The organism is Carnobacterium sp. 17-4 (assembly GCF_000195575.1).
Taxonomy (GTDB): Bacteria; Bacillota; Bacilli; order Lactobacillales; family Carnobacteriaceae; genus Carnobacterium_B.
Genome location: NC_015391.1, coordinates 1,726,363 through 1,744,280, shown reverse-complemented (window position 1 = coordinate 1,744,280; position 17,918 = coordinate 1,726,363). Strand labels below are relative to the sequence as shown.

The following is a 17,918-nucleotide window of genomic DNA, read 5'->3' as shown; positions in this document are numbered from 1 at the left end:
GAATTTAATCAATAGATGGGTGGTATTAAAATGAATTACCTTAGAAAGAAACCATTAGAAACAACTGAAAGGCCATCTAATTTAAAAAGAGAATTAAAAACTATGGATTTAATCTTATTAGGTTTGGGAGCAATTGTTGGGACGGGTATTTTTGTGATTACTGGAACAGCTGCTGCATTAACAGCTGGACCGGCATTGATTTTATCCTTTATTATTGCGGCTTTTTCTTGTACTTTATCCGCTTTATGTTATGCAGAATTTGCTTCTCGTATTCCAGTTTCAGGAGGAGCTTATTCTTATGCCTATACTGTTTTTGGTGAATTGATTGGCTGGTTGATCGGTTGGCTAATGATTTGTGAGTATCTACTGGCAAATGCTTCTGTAGCTTCAGGTTGGTCAGGATATATGAACGGATTTTTAGATGGTCTTGGTCTAGGATTACCCGTTGCATTACGTTCTTCTTATAATGCAGAGACCGGGGCTTATGTGGATTTAATTGCTGTATTGATTACATTCGTTGTAACGTATGTTGTGATCCAAGGTGCTAAAAAAGCATTACGTTTAAACAATATTATGGTATTTATAAAATTTGGTTTAATTGCTTTATTTATTGGAGTAGGTGTTTTTTATGTTAAACCAGAAAATTGGACGCCATTTGCTCCCTTCGGATTAAATGGTGTCGTCTCAGGAGCGGCTGTCGTTTTCTTTGCTTTCTTAGGTTTTGACGCAGTGAGTACTGCTGCGGAAGAAACAAAGAATCCGCGTAGAGATGTTCCAAGAGGAATTATCGGTTCACTTGGGATTGCAACGATATTGTATATCATAGTGACACTTGTATTGACCGGAATCGTTCCTTACGCACAGTTAGACATCAAAGATCCAGTAGCGTTTGCCATACGGTTTATCGGACAAGATTTCATTGCCGGTATTATCTCTGTAGGAGCAATCTTAACATTGTTAACGGTACTCATTTCGATGACTTATGGATTAGGACGTTTGGTCTATGCTATTGGAAGAGATGGTTTACTTCCTAAAAAATTGAGTCAAGTTGATCCGAAGACAAAAAGTCCTAAAAATGCCACACAAGTAGTTGGTGTGGTTTCAGCAGTATTAGCTGGGGTAGTTCCACTAAATAAATTAGCAGAACTAACTAATATCGTAACCTTATTGATTTTTGTGATTATTGCGATAGGAATTATTAAATTACGCAAAGACTTTGGAGAACCAAAAGAAGGCGAATTTAAAGTACCTTTTGTACCCATTTTTCCGATTGTTTCTGTAATCGTGTGTGTTTACTTGATGCTTCAATTATCATTATCTATTTGGATCGCGTTCCTTATTTGGTTAACTATTGGAGTGGTTATCTACTTTATTTATGGTTACAAACACAGCGAACTCAACCAAAAGTAATGAAAGGATAATCAATAGGTATTACAAAAGACGTTCGTTCCTAAAAAGGAACGAACGTCTTTTTTTGGTTTTCATCATAATACCGAAGGGTTCGTTTGCTTACTCCAGTAAGTCGGCTCAGAGCATTTACTGTGTATTCCACTTCATTCACTCCGTTCTGCTTTCTCTTAGCTATATTGATTGTAAACCTTTACGTAGCGTAAAGGTCAAGTGTTTTAAAAAGAAAAGACGAAATAGTAGAGTAGGTACAATAAAAAAGGAATAGACACTAATCCTATTGCTCAATTATTCAAGGCATTTTTTCTAGTAATTTCTAATCAAATGCTGTAAAATTATATGAATTGAGTGTTTGTGGTAGTTTTTTTATATTGCTTCATACGACACTTGTAAAGTACAATCCTTAAGAAATGAAGGTGCAGATATGTCTTTTGTAGAGATAAAAAATGAATTCAAACGCTATAAAATGGGCGAAACAGTTATTGCCGCAAATGATGGCATCTCTTTTGAAATTGAACAAGGAGAATTTGCAGTGATTGTTGGACCAAGTGGTGCAGGAAAATCAACAGTTCTGAATATTTTAGGCGGAATGGATACGGCAGATGAAGGTCAGATCCTTGTGGACGGCACAGACATTGCCAAATTCAATACAAAACAACTTACGCAATACCGTCGAGATGATGTAGGATTTGTTTTTCAATTTTATAACTTAGTGCCAAATTTGACGGCTATTGAAAATGTGGAGTTGGCATCTGAGATTTCCAGCAAAGCATTGGATGCCAAAAAAGTGTTAGAAGATGTTGGTTTAGGCCATCGGTTAGATAATTTTCCAGCACAACTATCAGGTGGGGAACAACAACGAGTTGCTATTGCTAGAGCTTTAGCAAAACAGCCTAAACTTCTTTTATGTGATGAGCCAACTGGAGCATTAGATTATGAAACTGGAAAACAAGTATTGAAAATATTGCAAGATACTTGTAAAAACACAGGGACAACAGTTATTGTCATTACACATAATAAAGCAATTGCTCCAATGGCTAATCGAATGATTGAAATAAACAATGCAAAAGTACGTAGTGTGACCATGAATGAAAACCCTATGTCCGTAGCTGACATCGAATGGTAAGGGGTGGAGAAAATTGAAGAAGAAAGCACTGTGGAAAGATATATTTAAAGAGATGGGAAAATCGAAAACACGATTTTTATCTATCTTTGCAATTATTACACTAGGAGTAGCTTTTTTTGCTGGTATTAAAGCAACCGGACCGGATATGATCGATACCGCGGATCATTATTATAAAGAGACAAATCTAATGGATTCCAAAGTGTTATCCACTTACGGACTTAATGATGATGACAAAACACTATTAGAAAGCATTGAAGGCGCAGATGTAACCATGAGCTACAGTCAAGATGTGATTTTAAAGGATAGCAGTTTGGTTACTAAAATCATGTCTTATCCTTTAAATGAAAAAGTTGTCCAAAATAACTATGTTGTAGCCTCAGGTCGTTTGCCAGAAAAAACTGGTGAAATTGCTTTAGATAACAACAGCAAAATGACGGATGCTTACACTATCGGTGATACAGTTACTCTTTCATCAGAAAGTGAAGACACCAATTTAGAAGATACCTTTGCAACGACAACATTTGAAGTGGTTGGTTTTGTGGACACACCACAATACATTGAAAATTCTTCAAGAGGACCAAGTACGGTTGGTAAAGGAACAGTAGATGGATTTGCTATTATTCCTGAAGAAGATTTCACATCAGAATTTTATACTGAAGCGTACTTATCCTTTGAACAAAATGATTCACTTATTTCTTATTCAGCAGAGTATGAGGATAATGTTGAGGAACAAATAGAGCAAATCGAAAAACTGGTTGAAAAAAGACCTGAAGAACGATTAGCTGAAATTCGTTCAGAAGCAAAAATTGAAATCGATGAGGGTCAAGCTAAAATTGATGATGCTAAAAAACAATTAGCTGATGGTCAAAAACAGTTAGAAGATGCCAAAGCTACATTGGATCAAGGTCAAGCAGATTACAACCAAGGGTTAGCTGCTTTAGAAACTCAAACTGCTAATGCTCAAGCTACTATTGATCAAAAGCGTCAAGAGCTAGAAACTGGAAAAGAAGAATTAGCTACAAATGAAGCGAACTTGCAAACAGCTCAAGCACAGCTCGTTGAAGCTCGGGCTAATTTTGAGTCAGAAAAGGCAGCAGCAGAAGAGTCTTTAGCTAACGGTGAAGCATTTGTTGACAATGCCAGAGCTATCTTAGCTGTCCCAATTGAAAGTGTGCCGCTTGAAAATCAAACGAGCATCACTCAAGCAGCAAGTGCTGTTGATCCTTCACTTGGAGAAGCCTTTACAGGTTATTTTGCTGGTATTGTTCCAGGTAGCACAGTTTCAGATGCAGTAGATGGAGTGGCAGCAACTTTTGAAGAAAATAGAGCACAATTAAATGCAGCAGAAGCAGAACTTATAGCCAATGAACAAAGCGTGGCTCAAGGTTTAGCTGATATCGAAGCTGCAAAAACAACGCTTGCTAATGGGGAAGCCCAGCTAGCAGATGCTCAAGAGCAATTAAATCAAGAAAAAGCGAACGGCCAGGCTGAATTAGCTACAGCTCTTGAAAAGTTAGAATCCGGAAGAGCTGATTATGAAACTGCATTAGCTGAATTTGAACAAGAGTCAGCAGATGCTGAAAAGAAAATTTCAGATGGCGAAGCAGAGCTAGCAGATGCTAAAAAAGAATTGGAAGAATTAGAGATGCCTGAATATTATGTACTAGATCGCTCAACAAATCCAGGATATAGCGAGTTTAGCGACAATGCAGACCGCATCTCAGCAATTGCACAAGTATTTCCAGTCTTCTTTTTCCTAATTGCTGCACTTGTTTGTTTAACCACTATGACTCGTATGGTAGAAGAAGAACGATTACAAATAGGAACCTTAAAAGCACTAGGGTATTCAAATTTGGATATTTCTAAGAAGTTTTTAGTTTACGCCTCAGTTGCCAGTATTCTGGGAACAATTATTGGTTTAGCTATTGGGTATCAATTATTCCCTAATGTCATCTTTAATGCTTATGGATCAATGTACAATTTGCCACCTGTTAGAATAACGTATTACATCAGTTATGGAGTAATTTCCTTTGCAGTAGCATTACTATGTACAGTGATGTCCGCGTATCTTGCAGTAAGAGTAGCTTTACAGAGTACACCATCTACGCTTATGCGCCCCAAAGCACCTAAAGTAGGGAAACGAATTTTGTTAGAACGCATGCCATTCATTTGGTCCAAACTTGGTTTTATCCAGAAAGTAACCGCTCGGAATCTTTTCCGATACAAACAACGCATGTTGATGACGGTTCTTGGAGTCGCGGGATGTACGGCATTAATTTTAACTGGATTTGGTATATCAGATTCAATTTCAGATGTAGCTGGTCTTCAATATGGCAAGATTATGAAATATGATGCAATTGTTGCCTTAAATACGGATACGAGTGACGCTGAAAAAGCTAAATATGATGAAGAATTAGCAAAACAACCTGCTGTTCAAGAATCTTTAAAAGTTAGTCAAGAAAGTTATACAGTGGATGTGGAAGGGGTCAATACACAAACCGTAACGGTATTTGTACCAGAAACGACTGAAAACTTTGAAAACTATGTTCTCCTAAATGACCGTTCTTCTGGTCAAACATATTCCTTACCTGAAGAAGGTACTATTATCAGTGAAAAGTTAGCTGATTTAATAGGCGTCGAAAAAGGGGACACCTTGACTTTAACTGATTCAGACAATAATGAAGTAGAAGTCGTTATAAATGAAATTGTCGAAAACTACACTGGTCATTATGTATACATGAATAAAGATTATTTTGAAACTACTTTTGGAAAATCACCAGAGTATACAACAGAACTATTAAATTACAATGAAGGAAACATCGATGAAGAAGCTTTAGGTTCTTCTCTAACTGAGCAGCCAAGTGTATTATCGGTTAATTTTGTTAATGACGTTAGTAAATCATTTGAAGAAACAATGGGTAGTTTAGGAATCGTTACACTGGTATTGATTATTTCAGCTGGCTTATTGGCTTTCGTAGTGTTGTACAACCTAACCAATATCAACGTTTCTGAACGCGAGCGAGAATTATCGACCATCAAAGTATTAGGATTCTTCGATAAAGAAGTTACCATGTATATTTATCGTGAAAATATTATTCTTACTTTAATGGGAATTGTTGTTGGCTCATTTTTAGGAGTTTTGCTACACAGTTTTGTATTAGATACTGCAGAAGTCGATCTCTTAATGTTTAGTCCAACCATTCAACCACTGAGTTATCTTTACTCAGGGATCATTACTCTAATTTTCTCCGGAATCGTTATGATTGCGATGCATTACAAACTCAAAAAAGTCGATATGATCGAAGCCCTAAAATCAGTAGATTAAAATCAAGATGCGGAGCGACCCCGAAAGACACGAAGTAAAAACAGGAAATCACAGAGAAGATGTTTCATCTTCGGCGTGATTTATCTTTTTTACAAAGTGACTGGGTTTCGCAGCTCAACTAAGACAGGATGTGTAGCACACCGCTCAGGCTTGACAGAAAAACAAAGAATTCTGTAAGGGATGCTTCAACCCTGTAAGAATTATGTTTTTTCCGAAAGTCTGGTGTGCAAAACTAAACTAAAAGGATGCGGAGAAACTCTGAAAGACACGCATTGAGACAAACTTGTCGAAGCTCAGCTATAGTTTGTCCCGTTAACAAATGAAAGTAAAAAATAAGCTAGACAGGATTTGGTAGTTAATATCCCAATCCTATCTAGCTTATTTTATTTAGGTGTTACGCTTTAAGATATGCTAAGTGTTTAAGTCTGTAATTTATCAGTTGGCTTAGGTCCGCCAGGTATTAGACGATTAACTAAAATAGCAATAAAAGTTCCAATAAAAGTATCTAAGACCCTTGCTAGAGCATACAAAACAGTTTCGTTAGTTGGTATACTAAAGTATATAATTAGAAATGCAGCACTTGCTCCTACGATTCCAGCATTGTAATTTATGCGATCGCAGAATACAATAATCAACATAACACCAAGTGGAACACCAATCAACTCAATAAAAAATTGCCATCCAATCAATTGGTGCAACAAGACTAAACATGCAGCAAAAATAGCTCCAATAGAATTCCCGAAAATTCTAGTTTTTCCAAATTTTAAACTGGTTTGCCAATCTTCTCGTAAACCAAAAACAGCTGCTAATGCAGCAATCATTGGAGGTTCTCTATCAAGTAAATGAAATAAAAGAATGCATATTGCAACAGCTAAACCTGTTTTCAATGTACGCATACCTAATCGATAATTGCCAATCTTCATCTGTATCCATCGCTTCCTTTAAAAATTATTATATTAATCTATCAGGGCAGTATACTATTAATAATAAGGATAAACGAATGAAATACAAAGATAAATTTTTAGATTTTAAATAATTGAGGTAAGATGGAAGTAGATTTTATATTAAAGGAGTGTCAGCATGACCGTCTCTTTACGAGCAATAAAAATAGCGTTAGCAACGACAATTGCGATTTTGATAGCTCAGGCATTTCAACTAGAATATAGTGTGTCAGCCGGAGTTGTAGCAATTTTAAGTGTATTAGATACAAAGAAATCATCTGTTACTACTGCTCTTCAACGAGTAGGATCTACGGTTTTAGCATTAGGCGTAGCAACAATACTTTTTCAATTACTTGGCTTCAGCACTATTGTATTTGGATTGTATCTCCTAATCTATATCCCTTTAGCTTATAAGTTCAAGGTAGAGGTAGGGATCGCTCCGTGTTCTGTACTTGTTTCTCATTTATTACTGGAACAAAGTACCTCTATTGGATGGCTTACAAATGAGTTGTCATTGATGCTTATAGGGGCAGGAATCGCTATCGTATTTAATTTGTATATGCCTTCAAAAGAAACTCAATTAATGCAGTTAAGAGATGAAATTGAAGAAAAGATGAAGCAAGTTTTAATGAGTTTTGATGTGATATTAAGAGAAGGCCACACCAATGAAAAAGTAGAACTTTTATTAAAAGAACTTCACAAGGAATTAAAAGAAGCAGAAAAAATGGCTTATACAGAGTCCAATAACCAGTTGTTCAGTCAAAATGAGGATTATATGATTCAGTACTTTGACATGCGTCAACAGCAAGTTAAAGTATTAGCAGAAATGTCGATAGATCTAAGTGTCTGTTCTTTACCAACAAAGCAAAATATGATCTTAGCGAGTTTGTTTCATCAAACCGCTAACCAGTTGCATGAAAGCAATCCAGTAGTAGATTTAACGAAAGATATTCAATCTATGTTAAATGATTTTAGAAATAGCGATTTGCCTTCAACAAGAGAAGAGTTTGAGAATCGCGCAGCTCTATTTATTCTTTTAAATGATTTTACACGGTTTATCCAAATCAAAAAGCAATTTTTTGAACAACAAAAAAAGTGAGTAATCAGATGCTTACCTCTTTTTAGTTAACTTACTAACTTAAGAAACCACAAGCAACTCAAAAAAGATGAGATTTCTAGTCTTTTCTGGAGCACTTGTGGTTTTTTTTATTGTATTTTTTTTAGTTATACGTCAGTACTGTCCAAACGATTATTTCATAGTAAGAAGGATTCTTCTTATTATGAAATAATGGATACCACTACGATGTTAGTTTAATTAATTGTATGATATTGTACAGAACCTTTTGATAGTAGGTTTTTATCATTAGATTAAACCGTTCAATCTGAGGATAAACTATAAATAAAAAAATAGTTTAAATTTCTATTGATTAAATATTCAGAATATTCTATACTAATCCTTAATACATCTTATTGTTAGTATATTCTAATAAAACAAAGCATCAATAGGTCTTTTAAATTAACTAACGCAAGTGCGTAAATTGGGGGAAAAGAATATGAAAAAAAGATTTGTAATGGGGATTGCGTCTATTTCGTTATTGGCAACGGCATGTGGTACTGGAAGTGGGAGTAACAAAGACGAAATCACAATTGGTTCGATGTTTGAAAAAACTGGAGAAGTCTCAGCTTATGGGACGGCTGAAGCAAATGCTGTAAACTTAGCAATTAAAGAGATAAATGAAGATGGTGGGGTATTAGATAAAAAAATTAATTTAATTGAATACGATACAAAATCAGATAATACCGAAGCTGCTAGTATCGCAACAAAATTAGCGACTCAAGATGAATCAGTTGTAATTGTGGGACCAGCAACCACTGGAGCGGTTAAAGCGTCGACTCCTGCTGTAACAAGAGCTGGCGTTAGTTTAGTTACTCCATCTGGTACAGATGATAGTTTGACGATTGATGAAAGTGGCAAAGTTCAACCAAATATTTTCCGCACATCGTTTCAAGATTCTTTTCAAGGAATCGCTTTAGCAGAATTTGCAACAAGTGAACTAGGAGCTGAGAAAGCTGTGATCATCGGCGATAGCTCAAGCGACTATGCATTAGGATTAACAAAAGCTTTTGAAGGTGCTTTTGATGGTGAAATCGTAGCAGAAGAAAACTTTACTGCAGATGATACCGATTTTAACGCTATATTAACTCGTATCAAAGATCTTGATTTTGATTTTATCTACTTGCCTGGTTATTATAACCAAGCTGGTTTGATCATCAAGCAAGCTCGTGAAATGGGAATCACTCAACCTATATTAGGTGCAGATGGGTTTGGGAATCAAGCATTACTTGAATTAGCTGGAACAGAAAATGTCGATAATGTTTATTATTCAGCTCATTACTCACCAAACAGTGAAGATGCTCAAGTAAAAGAATTCATTGAAGCTTACCAAGCTGAATACGATGCAGAACCAGATATGTTTGCAGCACTTGCATACGATACGGCTTACCTTGTAGCTCAAGCAATTGAAGAAGCTGGAGAAGCAACTCCAGAAGCAATCACCACTGCACTTGAAGAGATGAGTGAATTTGATGGTGTTACGGGTACCTTTACATTTGACGAAGACCATAATCCTGTAAAATCAACTTTAGTTATTGAATTACAAGATGGTGTCGAAGTTGGAAATACTGAAGTTACACCCTAAAAAAATCAAATTAAAAGGTGCAAAGCGAGTTTTGCTTAGCACCTTTTAGTATTTAAAATGAAAAGAGGTGCCATATTATGGAAGCATTTTTACAACAACTGATTAACGGACTTTCTTTAGGAAGCATTTACGCCTTGATTGCATTAGGATATACCATGGTTTATGGCATTATAAAATTAATTAACTTTGCTCATGGAGATATTTATATGGTTGGTGCATTCGTTGGCTATACAGCAATCAACTCTTTTAATCTCAGTTTTCTACCAGCCTTGATTGTATCTATGATTTTTTGTGCTGTATTAGGTGTTTTAATTGAACGAATTGCATACAAACCATTGCGCAATGCTACTCGTGTTGCTGCTTTGATCACCGCAATTGGGATGTCTTATTTATTACAAAATGGCATGATTTACTTGGTAGGTTCAGAAACAAGAGCTTTTCCGCAAGTCATTGAAAATAAAGTATATGAATTTGCTGGGTTACAAGTTAGTCAGACACAAATCATGATTTTTTCCACAACGATTATTTTGATGCTAGCACTACAGCTCATTGTTCAAAAAACGAAAATGGGAAAAGCTATGCGCGCTGTTAGTACAGATGCAGATGCCGCTCGCTTAATGGGAATCAATGTTGATAATGTTATTTCGTTTACTTTTGCACTAGGGTCATCATTAGCTGGAGCAGCTGGAGTTTTAGTGGGATTATATTACAATTCAATTGAACCGATGATGGGATATGCACCAGGATTAAAAGCTTTTATTGCTGCGGTATTAGGAGGAATTGGTATCATACCAGGAGCCATGTTCGGTGGATTTACAATTGGGATCATCGAAACATTGGTTAGTGGATACGGTGGATCAATGATCAAAGATGCTGTAGTCTACTTGATTTTAATTATTATTCTTATCTTTAAACCATCAGGATTACTTGGCAAAAATGTAAAAGAGAAAGTGTAGGTGATAAAAATGAAACAATTTAATAAAAAAAATCTTGGTTGGCTCATTTTTATTGCAGCCATTTATACCCTCATTCAAATAGGGACCACTACGGGAATCATCAATGCTTTTTATGAAATTACGCTAATGACTATTTTAATCAATATCATTTTAGCAACAGGATTGAATTTGATCATTGGTTTTTCTGGTCAGTTTTCATTGGGTCATGCAGGATTTATGGCCATTGGTGCTTATTGTACTGGAATCATCAGCATTAAATACCCTACTGTACTTGGTCTTATTGGCGGAATTCTATTAGGAATTGTAGTAGCAAGCATAGTAGCCTTATTAGTGGGTATTCCAACCTTAAGATTAAAAGGGGACTATCTAGCGATTGCTACTTTAGGTGTAGCGGAAATTATCCGAATCGTTATTTTAAATATGGATGAAGTAACAAATGGAGCAGCGGGATTAAGCGGGATTCCCTTTATTGCCAATTGGCAAATCACATTTGCATTCATTATCATTTCTATGATCATACTAATAAATTATATTAAAAGTAGTCCAGGACGAGCAACGATTTCTATCCGTGAAGATGAAATTGCAGCAGAATCAATGGGGATTAATACAACTAAATACAAAATTATTGCTTTTGTTTTAGGAGCAGCTTCAGCAGCAATAGCGGGTGGATTGCATGCTTCTTATTTCAGCGTTATCCGTCCATCAGATTTTACATTTATGAAATCTGTTGATATTTTGATTATTGTTGTTTTTGGTGGATTAGGCAGTATGACAGGAAGTGTTGTTGCAGCTATCGTATTAGGGATACTCAATGTTTATTTGCAGCCGTTTGGGCAGTTGAGAATGATTATTTATTCCGTTGCACTAGTAGCCATTATGGTTTTTAAACCATCCGGATTATTAGGAACAAAAGAATTTACTATTTCAAAATTACTAGACCGCAAGAATAAAAAATCTTCTATGAAAAAGGGGTGAGCAGAATGAGTTTACTAGAAGTTAAACAACTAACCAAAAATTTCGGTGGGCTGTCTGCTGTCTCTATGGTGAATATGGAATTAGAGAACAACGAATTAGTTGGCTTGATCGGTCCAAATGGTGCCGGAAAAACAACGCTATTTAATTTGTTAACAGGGGTTTACGAGCCAACTGAGGGAGTGATCGATCTAGAAGTAGACGGTAAGAAAACTTCGTTGATCAAACAAAAAACGTACACAATCACATCTATGGGATTAGGCAGAACGTTTCAAAATATTCGATTGTTTAAAGATTTGTCTGTATTAGATAACGTTTTGATTGGTATGCATGAAAAAAACAAAGTAGGAACTTTGGCTAGTATTTTTAGAACGCCGGCATATTATCATTCAGAAGAAAAATTGCGTGAAGAAGCCCTTGAACTGTTAGCATTGTTTAGTTTAGAAACAAAAACAGAGGAATTGGCAAAGAATTTACCTTACGGAGAACAACGAAGATTAGAAATCGTTCGAGCACTAGCTACTAAACCTAAAATTTTATTTTTGGATGAACCCGCTGCTGGAATGAACCCTCAAGAAACAGCTAATTTGACATCATTGATTCGACAAATTCAAAAAGATTTCAAAATTACGATCTTATTAATTGAACACGATATGTCTTTAGTTATGGACGTTTGTGAACGGATTTATGTATTAGAATACGGCAGAATGATTGCTCATGGAACACCTGAGGAAATCAAGAACAATGAAGCTGTTATCAAAGCTTATTTAGGTGGTGAATAGACATGTTAAAAGTAAAAGATTTATCCGTTTATTATGGTGTGATTCAAGCCACTAAAGAAATTAATTTTGAAGTCCAAGAAGGAGAAATCGTTTCTTTGATTGGTGCTAATGGTGCTGGGAAATCAACGGTCTTAAAAGCTATTTCTGGTTTGCATCGTCCAAAATCAGGCGAAATTTTTTTCAACGATCGTCCTATACAAAAAGACACAACGCGCAAAATCGTTCAGTTGGGTATTTCTCAAGTTCCAGAAGGAAGACATGTATTTAAAGGCATGTCTGTTATGGAGAACTTAGAAATGGGAGCCTTTCTTAGAAAAGACAAAAGTGAGATTCAAAAAGATTTAAAAATGGTTTTTGATCGTTTCCCTGTCTTAGAAGAACGTAAAAAACAAGATACAGCAACCCTATCTGGTGGAGAACAACAAATGGTTGCCATGGGACGGGCATTAATGTCTAGACCAAAATTATTATTGTTGGATGAACCTTCAATGGGATTAGCACCGCTTTTTATTAAAGAAATTTTTAATATCATTCAAATGATTAATAAACAGGGAACAACGGTGTTATTGATTGAACAAAATGCAAAAGTAGCACTTGAAATTGCTCATCGCGGGTATGTTTTAGAGACAGGTAAAGTTGTACAAACCGGTACAGGTAAAGAATTGTTAGCGAGTGATGAAGTACAAAAAGCTTATTTGGGGGGTTAAGGAATGGACGTAAAAAGTTATATGACATCAACTGTTGTGACCGTTTCAGAAGAAACAAAAGTCTTAGAAGCGCTTGATATTATGAAAGAAAATGACTTTCATCGGTTGCCTGTAGTGAAAGATGGACGAATGATCGGTTTGGTTACTCAAGAAATCATTCAAGAAAACTCTCCTTCTACAGCAACAAGTTTAAGTATTCATGAAATGAATTACTTACTGACTAAAACTAAAGTTGGCGACATCATGCAAAAAAAAGTTCTTACGATTCATGCAGATGATTTATTAGAAGAAGCTGCAGCTCGTATGCGTGACCAAGAAATTGGCGTATTGCCAGTAGTAGAAGAAGGAAATGAAATTGTCGGCATCATCACGGATAAAGATATTTTTAGCGCTTTTATTGATATTATGGGATACAACAATAAAGGTAGCCGTATTGTAATTGATATTCCGGAAGATCATCCAGGAATTCTTGAGGACATTACGAATATTTTATCAGAAGCTCAAATAAGTATCGATCAAATTGCTGTTTATCGAAAAGATCATTTTACCCAAGTGATTATTCAAATGGACAGTTCAGATACAAAAGCGATAAAGGAAATTTTAACGACAAGCGGATATACCATTAGTTCAGCGCTTTATAAAGAAGGAAAAAAGACTGAATAATAGTAAAATAGCACTAAAATAAATTTAAGAAAAAATCAAACTACCCTCAAAAATTAGTCCTAATTTTTGAGGGTAGTTTGATTCTTAATAGCGCTAGAATAATGGTAAGACATTGATTCAGGATTAGGATTCAAACCTAATGAAAATCTTCTATCCTAAAAAGTGTCTTTCGGGTATAGTAATTAGATAGGTGGTTTTTCTATACATAAAAGATGAGAGAAACAAATCATTTGAAAACATAGCAAATACTAGTAAATTAAGTGAGGAAATGACTAAAGGGGATAAAAAGATGAAAAAAAGATGGCTGATAGTTGGATTAGCAGTTGTTCTATTAGGCGTTGTAGGAGGTATTCTTTTTATGAATAAAACTGAAGAAAAAGAATATAAATCTGAAAGTGGCCTTTCTTATGTAGCAAAAATTGAAGGAAAAGAATTTTATGTCTATGAAGAGGGTCAATGGGCCACAAAATTCTTAACGGGTGTCAATATGGGAGCTGCAAAACCTGGGACATTTCCAGGCGAAGTAGCCATTACAAAAGAAGAATACTTACGCTGGTTTCAGCAAATCAAAGATATGAATGCGAATATTATCCGGGTGTATACGACTTTAAAGCCAGCTTTTTATGAGGCTTTGTATGAGTTTAACTTGAATAATAAAGACCCGATATACATAATGCACGGTGTATACTTGAATGAAGCAGATATTGCAGAATTGAACAATGCCTATGCAGAAGATGAAAAAATAAAAAAAGACTTCATAAAGGATGCCACAGAGATAGTGGATGTATTACACGGTCAAGCAACCTTACCTAAAAGAGCCGGTTATGCTGATGGAGAATACACAAAAGATATTTCTCAGTATGTTATAGGTTGGATATTAGGTGTGGAGTGGGATCCGTATTTTGTCAACGGAACAAATGAAGCGAACCCGGAAAAGACTGCTTTTGAAGGAGATTACCTATATACAGAAGGGGCTTCACCGTTTGAAGTGTTTTTAGCGGAAGCCGGAGATGCTATCTTATCTTACGAAGCTCAAGAGTACCAGACTATTCGGCCACTGAGCTATACCAACTGGTTAACGACTGATATGTTGGATCATCCTAATGAACCGGATAAGAAAGAAGACATGGCAGTAGTAAATACAGAGCATATAAAAGGCACAGATCAATTAGAAACGGGATTGTTTGCTTCTTATCACGTCTATCCTTATTATCCTGAATTTCTGAACTATCAGCCTGAGTATGCTGAAGTGAAAAATGAAGACGGTAGCGTCAACACTTATAAAGCTTATTTAAGAGACTTAATCAAGGAACATAGTGTGCCAGTTATGGTAGCTGAATTTGGTATACCGGCTTCGCGGGGGAAAGCTCATGAAAGTCTGTACTCTGGGTTTAACCAAGGCGGAATTGAGGAAACCGAACAAGGAGAAATGCTAATAAATATGTTGAAGGATATTCACGATGAAGGTTATTTTGGCGGGCTGGTATTTACGTGGCAAGATGAATGGTTTAAACGAACTTGGAACACAATGGATTTTGATTTGCCAGATCGCCGTCCATTTTGGTCTAATACTCAGACTAATGAGCAACATTTTGGGCTGCTTGCTTTTGATCCAGGAGAAGAAAAAAGCGTAGTCTACGTTGATGGAGATGATTCTGATTGGAGTAAAGAGGATCAGCTATCTAAAAATGAAGAGACGACCATTTCAGTAAAATCAGATGAAAAATACTTGTATATAAAAGCAGAAGCGAAGGATTTTAAGCTTGAAGAAGATCAATTATTTATTGCAATCGATGTAAAAGAGGATCAAGGAAATAGTGAAACAGTAGATGGTTCATTGGCGTTTTCTCGACCAGCTGATTTTCTGGTAAAAATAAACGGAGCGACTGAATCCTCCATTATGGTAGATGCGTATTATGACTCTTATTATTACCAATATGCAGAACAATTGGAATTGATCGAGAAGCAACCGGATTACACAGTAAAGAATTCAGGGTTATTTAATCCTATGCATCATGCTTTATCATCTAAATTAACATTGCCTCAAACAAAAGATGTCATTCCTTTTTCAAATTATGAAACGGGAGCTTTAGTATTAGGAGATGGAAATCCGGAACATGAAGAATATAACTCATTGACCGATTTTGCAGTAAAAGACGGTATCGTTGAAATTGCTTTGCCTTGGCAGTTATTGAATGTCATGGATCCTTCGACTAAACAAATTATAGGGGATTTGTATCAAAATGAAGGCGTTGAAGCAGTTGGTGTAGAAAATATTTATTTAGGAGCAGCTTTAGTAAAAAAAGGATATACTGAGTCTAGTGAATTAATGATGGAACCTTATTCATGGGAATCATGGGAGCTACCAACGTATCACGAACGATTAAAACCATCGTATTACTTGTTGAAAGAAGCTTTTCTAGAATATGATAAATAAGATTAGGAAATAATTGTCAAAAGAGTACGGGGATATTTTTACGACACCTTCACAAAGAATCAAGTGAAGTATAAGGGGAGAACAATTATGAAACCATCTTTTTATGCAGATATAGTTCATGCAAGTCCGAATGCTTTTGTTTACTTTAAATTGATTAGAGATAGTGATGATAACGTTATAGATGGGATCTATAAAGATATAAACCCTGCATATGAATGTTTAATTGGGATGAAAAAAGAGGATTTAGTAGGGAAAAAAGTATCAGAAATTTTTGAACCAAAAGTTTTGAAAACATTACGATGGTTAAAAGCCGGTGGAAAAGCAGAAAAAAAACAAGGACATGATAAGATGGACTACTATTCTGAAGTAACACATCAGTTTTACCGCGTCCAAATTTTTTCGTTTGAAAAAGAACATGCTGCTATAGCCTATTCAGAATCAACAACTGAAGTATTACAGAAATACAGTGCACAAGAAGATTTGAAACAATCAGAAAATAAATTAAGTTTGATACTGGATTCAACAGAAGAAGCGATTTGTGGGATAGATTTGAAAGGACAATGTACGTTTTTGAATCATAGTTGTATGGAAATATTAGGGATCAAGGAAGAATCAGAGCTGGTTGGTCAACAAATATTTGATCATTTGACCAAAGAAGTCTTATCACAAGAAGAAACAACCGTTACGCAGGATATTCTCGAAAACCTGAACAAAAAACAAAAAAGTCACTCAGATCTGGCCTATTTTACACGAATGGATGGAACTTTATTTCCAGTGGAATATTTTGTAACACCAAAAATAAGTAATGGAGCCTTACTTGGAGGAATATTAACTTTTTTTGATATTACAGAAAGAAAAAAAAAGCAATCAGAAATCAATCGCTTAACGTTTCATGATCCATTAACGGGATTATTCAATCATATAAAGTTTGAAAAGTTGAAATTTACTTATGATAGTGAAAAATATCTGCCCTTGTCTATCATTATGGGAGACATCAACGGGCTAAAAAGAATTAATCAGCAATATGGTCATCGTGAAGGAGACCAACTATTAAAAGCAGTGACAAGAGTTCTTAGTGAAAATATTCCAAAAAATGCACATCTTGCTCGTTATGGTGAAGATGAATTCAGTATTTTATTGCCAAATACTGATAGTATGCAGGCTTATTGGTACGTTCAAAGAATTCAGGATGCGATTAAGAAGCACAATAACCAATTAAATAAAGACCAAGCAGCGATCAATCTTGCTTTTGGGTATGAGACAAAGTACACCATAGATTTTGACATTCAAAAAGTGATCAACAATGCTCAAGATTATATGGATAAACAAAAGATGCTCAACCAGGATAGCATGCGAAATGCTCTTTTAACTTCTATTAAAACAACTTTGTTAGCTAGAAGCCAGTTTACTGAGGAACATGCAGAAAGACTCGTTACCTTATCTAGAAAAGTTGGAAAAGTTATGAAATTGTCATCTTATCAAATGGATGAGTTAGCTTTATTGGCAGAACTGCATGATGTAGGGAAAATTGGTATTGATGATGCCATTTTGAATAAACCAGGCAAGCTGACAGATGCAGAAATGGCTGAAATGAAAAAACATTCGTTTATTGGGTATCAAATTGTTAAGTCTATTCAGGGATTAGATGACATTGCTTTACCTGTTTTGCATCACCATGAGCGTTCAGATGGAAAGGGCTACCCAGATGGATTAACGAGATACGCTATTCCATTATTGTCGCGCATTATTTCAGTAGTGGATGCTTACGATGCAATGACACAAGATCGCCCTTATCGTAAAGCTATGTCCCAAGAAGAAGCTATTACTGAGGTGAAAAAAAATTCAGGAACCCAATTTGATCCTGAAATTGTCGCATATTTCTTAAAAAGTTTAGAAGAATAAA

At 35.6% G+C, this 17,918-nt stretch carries 14 protein-coding genes; 12 read left to right on the top strand and 2 right to left on the bottom strand.

Going from position 1 to position 17,918, the window contains the following annotated elements; translation table 11 throughout:
- Positions 1–30: 30 nt before the first annotated feature.
- Positions 31–1,410, top strand: coding sequence for an amino acid permease (locus CAR_RS08325; protein WP_041556466.1), 1,380 nt, complete (start codon positions 31–33; stop codon positions 1,408–1,410).
- A 40-nt stretch (positions 1,411–1,450) separates the two neighbouring features.
- Here the strand turns inward: CAR_RS08325 and CAR_RS13470 are convergent, their stop codons facing one another.
- Positions 1,451–1,552 carry a MerR family DNA-binding transcriptional regulator gene (locus CAR_RS13470; RefSeq protein ID WP_202944996.1) on the bottom strand — a complete coding sequence of 34 codons (102 nt, stop codon included), beginning with the start codon at positions 1,550–1,552 and terminating at the stop codon, positions 1,451–1,453.
- A gap of 279 nt (positions 1,553–1,831) precedes the next feature.
- On the opposite strand from CAR_RS13470, the gene CAR_RS08320 reads away from it, so the two are divergent.
- Together CAR_RS08320 and CAR_RS08315 are read left to right on the top strand one after the other, a co-directional pair.
- A complete protein-coding gene (locus CAR_RS08320) occupies positions 1,832–2,533 on the top strand; it encodes an ABC transporter ATP-binding protein (protein WP_013711273.1) in 702 nt (233 codons plus the stop codon).
- Positions 2,534–2,546: 13 nt separating this feature from the next.
- Positions 2,547–5,858, top strand: a complete 3,312-nt coding sequence (locus tag CAR_RS08315; RefSeq protein ID WP_041556464.1) for an FtsX-like permease family protein — start codon at positions 2,547–2,549, stop codon at positions 5,856–5,858.
- Between the two features lie 419 nt (positions 5,859–6,277).
- Here CAR_RS08315 and CAR_RS08310 read toward each other — a convergent pair whose 3' ends face one another.
- On the bottom strand, positions 6,278–6,781 hold the full coding sequence (locus tag CAR_RS08310; RefSeq protein WP_013711271.1) for an FUSC family protein: 504 nt from the start codon (positions 6,779–6,781) through the stop codon (positions 6,278–6,280).
- A 157-nt stretch (positions 6,782–6,938) separates the two neighbouring features.
- Between CAR_RS08310 and CAR_RS08305 the strand changes: the two genes are divergently transcribed.
- The 9 genes from CAR_RS08305 (at position 6,939) to CAR_RS12850 (ending at position 17,917) form a co-directional block, all read left to right on the top strand.
- Complete coding sequence (locus tag CAR_RS08305; RefSeq protein WP_013711270.1) at positions 6,939–7,898, top strand: aromatic acid exporter family protein; 960 nt, start codon at positions 6,939–6,941, stop codon at positions 7,896–7,898.
- A gap of 454 nt (positions 7,899–8,352) precedes the next feature.
- Positions 8,353–9,498: an ABC transporter substrate-binding protein gene (locus tag CAR_RS08300; protein WP_041556462.1), complete on the top strand. Its 1,146-nt coding sequence runs from the start codon at positions 8,353–8,355 to the stop codon at positions 9,496–9,498.
- 77 nt (positions 9,499–9,575) lie between these two features.
- Positions 9,576–10,454: a branched-chain amino acid ABC transporter permease gene (locus CAR_RS08295; RefSeq protein ID WP_013711268.1), complete on the top strand. Its 879-nt coding sequence runs from the start codon at positions 9,576–9,578 to the stop codon at positions 10,452–10,454.
- Positions 10,455–10,463: 9 nt separating this feature from the next.
- The gene (locus CAR_RS08290) at positions 10,464–11,429 is read left to right on the top strand and encodes a branched-chain amino acid ABC transporter permease (protein ID WP_041556918.1); all 966 of its coding nucleotides are present in this window, start codon (positions 10,464–10,466) and stop codon (positions 11,427–11,429) included.
- Positions 11,430–11,434: 5 nt separating this feature from the next.
- Positions 11,435–12,208, top strand: a complete 774-nt coding sequence (locus tag CAR_RS08285) for an ABC transporter ATP-binding protein (RefSeq protein WP_013711266.1) — start codon at positions 11,435–11,437, stop codon at positions 12,206–12,208.
- Positions 12,205–12,915: an ABC transporter ATP-binding protein gene (locus CAR_RS08280; RefSeq protein ID WP_193352098.1), complete on the top strand. Its 711-nt coding sequence runs from the start codon at positions 12,205–12,207 to the stop codon at positions 12,913–12,915. The genes CAR_RS08285 and CAR_RS08280 overlap by 4 nt, the downstream gene beginning before the upstream one ends.
- A gap of 3 nt (positions 12,916–12,918) precedes the next feature.
- Positions 12,919–13,578, top strand: a complete 660-nt coding sequence (locus CAR_RS08275; RefSeq protein ID WP_013711264.1) for a CBS and ACT domain-containing protein — start codon at positions 12,919–12,921, stop codon at positions 13,576–13,578.
- Positions 13,579–13,867: 289 nt separating this feature from the next.
- A complete protein-coding gene (locus CAR_RS08270) occupies positions 13,868–16,015 on the top strand; it encodes a hypothetical protein (RefSeq protein ID WP_041556461.1) in 2,148 nt (715 codons plus the stop codon).
- Between the two features lie 87 nt (positions 16,016–16,102).
- The gene (locus tag CAR_RS12850; protein ID WP_013711262.1) at positions 16,103–17,917 is read left to right on the top strand and encodes an HD domain-containing phosphohydrolase; all 1,815 of its coding nucleotides are present in this window, start codon (positions 16,103–16,105) and stop codon (positions 17,915–17,917) included.
- Position 17,918 lies beyond the last annotated feature (1 nt).

Bases quoted from the DNA above. Each gene is read 5' to 3' on its own strand.
- CAR_RS08325 (WP_041556466.1), top strand. From the start codon at position 31: ATGAATTACCTTAGAAAGAAACCATTAGAAACAACTGAAAGGCCATCT.
- CAR_RS08320 (WP_013711273.1), top strand. From the start codon at position 1,832: ATGTCTTTTGTAGAGATAAAAAATGAATTCAAACGCTATAAAATGGGC.
- CAR_RS08310 (WP_013711271.1), bottom strand. From the start codon at position 6,781: ATGAAGATTGGCAATTATCGATTAGGTATGCGTACATTGAAAACAGGT.
- CAR_RS08305 (WP_013711270.1), top strand. From the start codon at position 6,939: ATGACCGTCTCTTTACGAGCAATAAAAATAGCGTTAGCAACGACAATT.
- CAR_RS08300 (WP_041556462.1), top strand. From the start codon at position 8,353: ATGAAAAAAAGATTTGTAATGGGGATTGCGTCTATTTCGTTATTGGCA.
- CAR_RS08295 (WP_013711268.1), top strand. From the start codon at position 9,576: ATGGAAGCATTTTTACAACAACTGATTAACGGACTTTCTTTAGGAAGC.
- CAR_RS08290 (WP_041556918.1), top strand. From the start codon at position 10,464: ATGAAACAATTTAATAAAAAAAATCTTGGTTGGCTCATTTTTATTGCA.
- CAR_RS08285 (WP_013711266.1), top strand. From the start codon at position 11,435: ATGAGTTTACTAGAAGTTAAACAACTAACCAAAAATTTCGGTGGGCTG.
- CAR_RS08275 (WP_013711264.1), top strand. From the start codon at position 12,919: ATGGACGTAAAAAGTTATATGACATCAACTGTTGTGACCGTTTCAGAA.
- CAR_RS08270 (WP_041556461.1), top strand. From the start codon at position 13,868: ATGAAAAAAAGATGGCTGATAGTTGGATTAGCAGTTGTTCTATTAGGC.
- CAR_RS12850 (WP_013711262.1), top strand. From the start codon at position 16,103: ATGAAACCATCTTTTTATGCAGATATAGTTCATGCAAGTCCGAATGCT.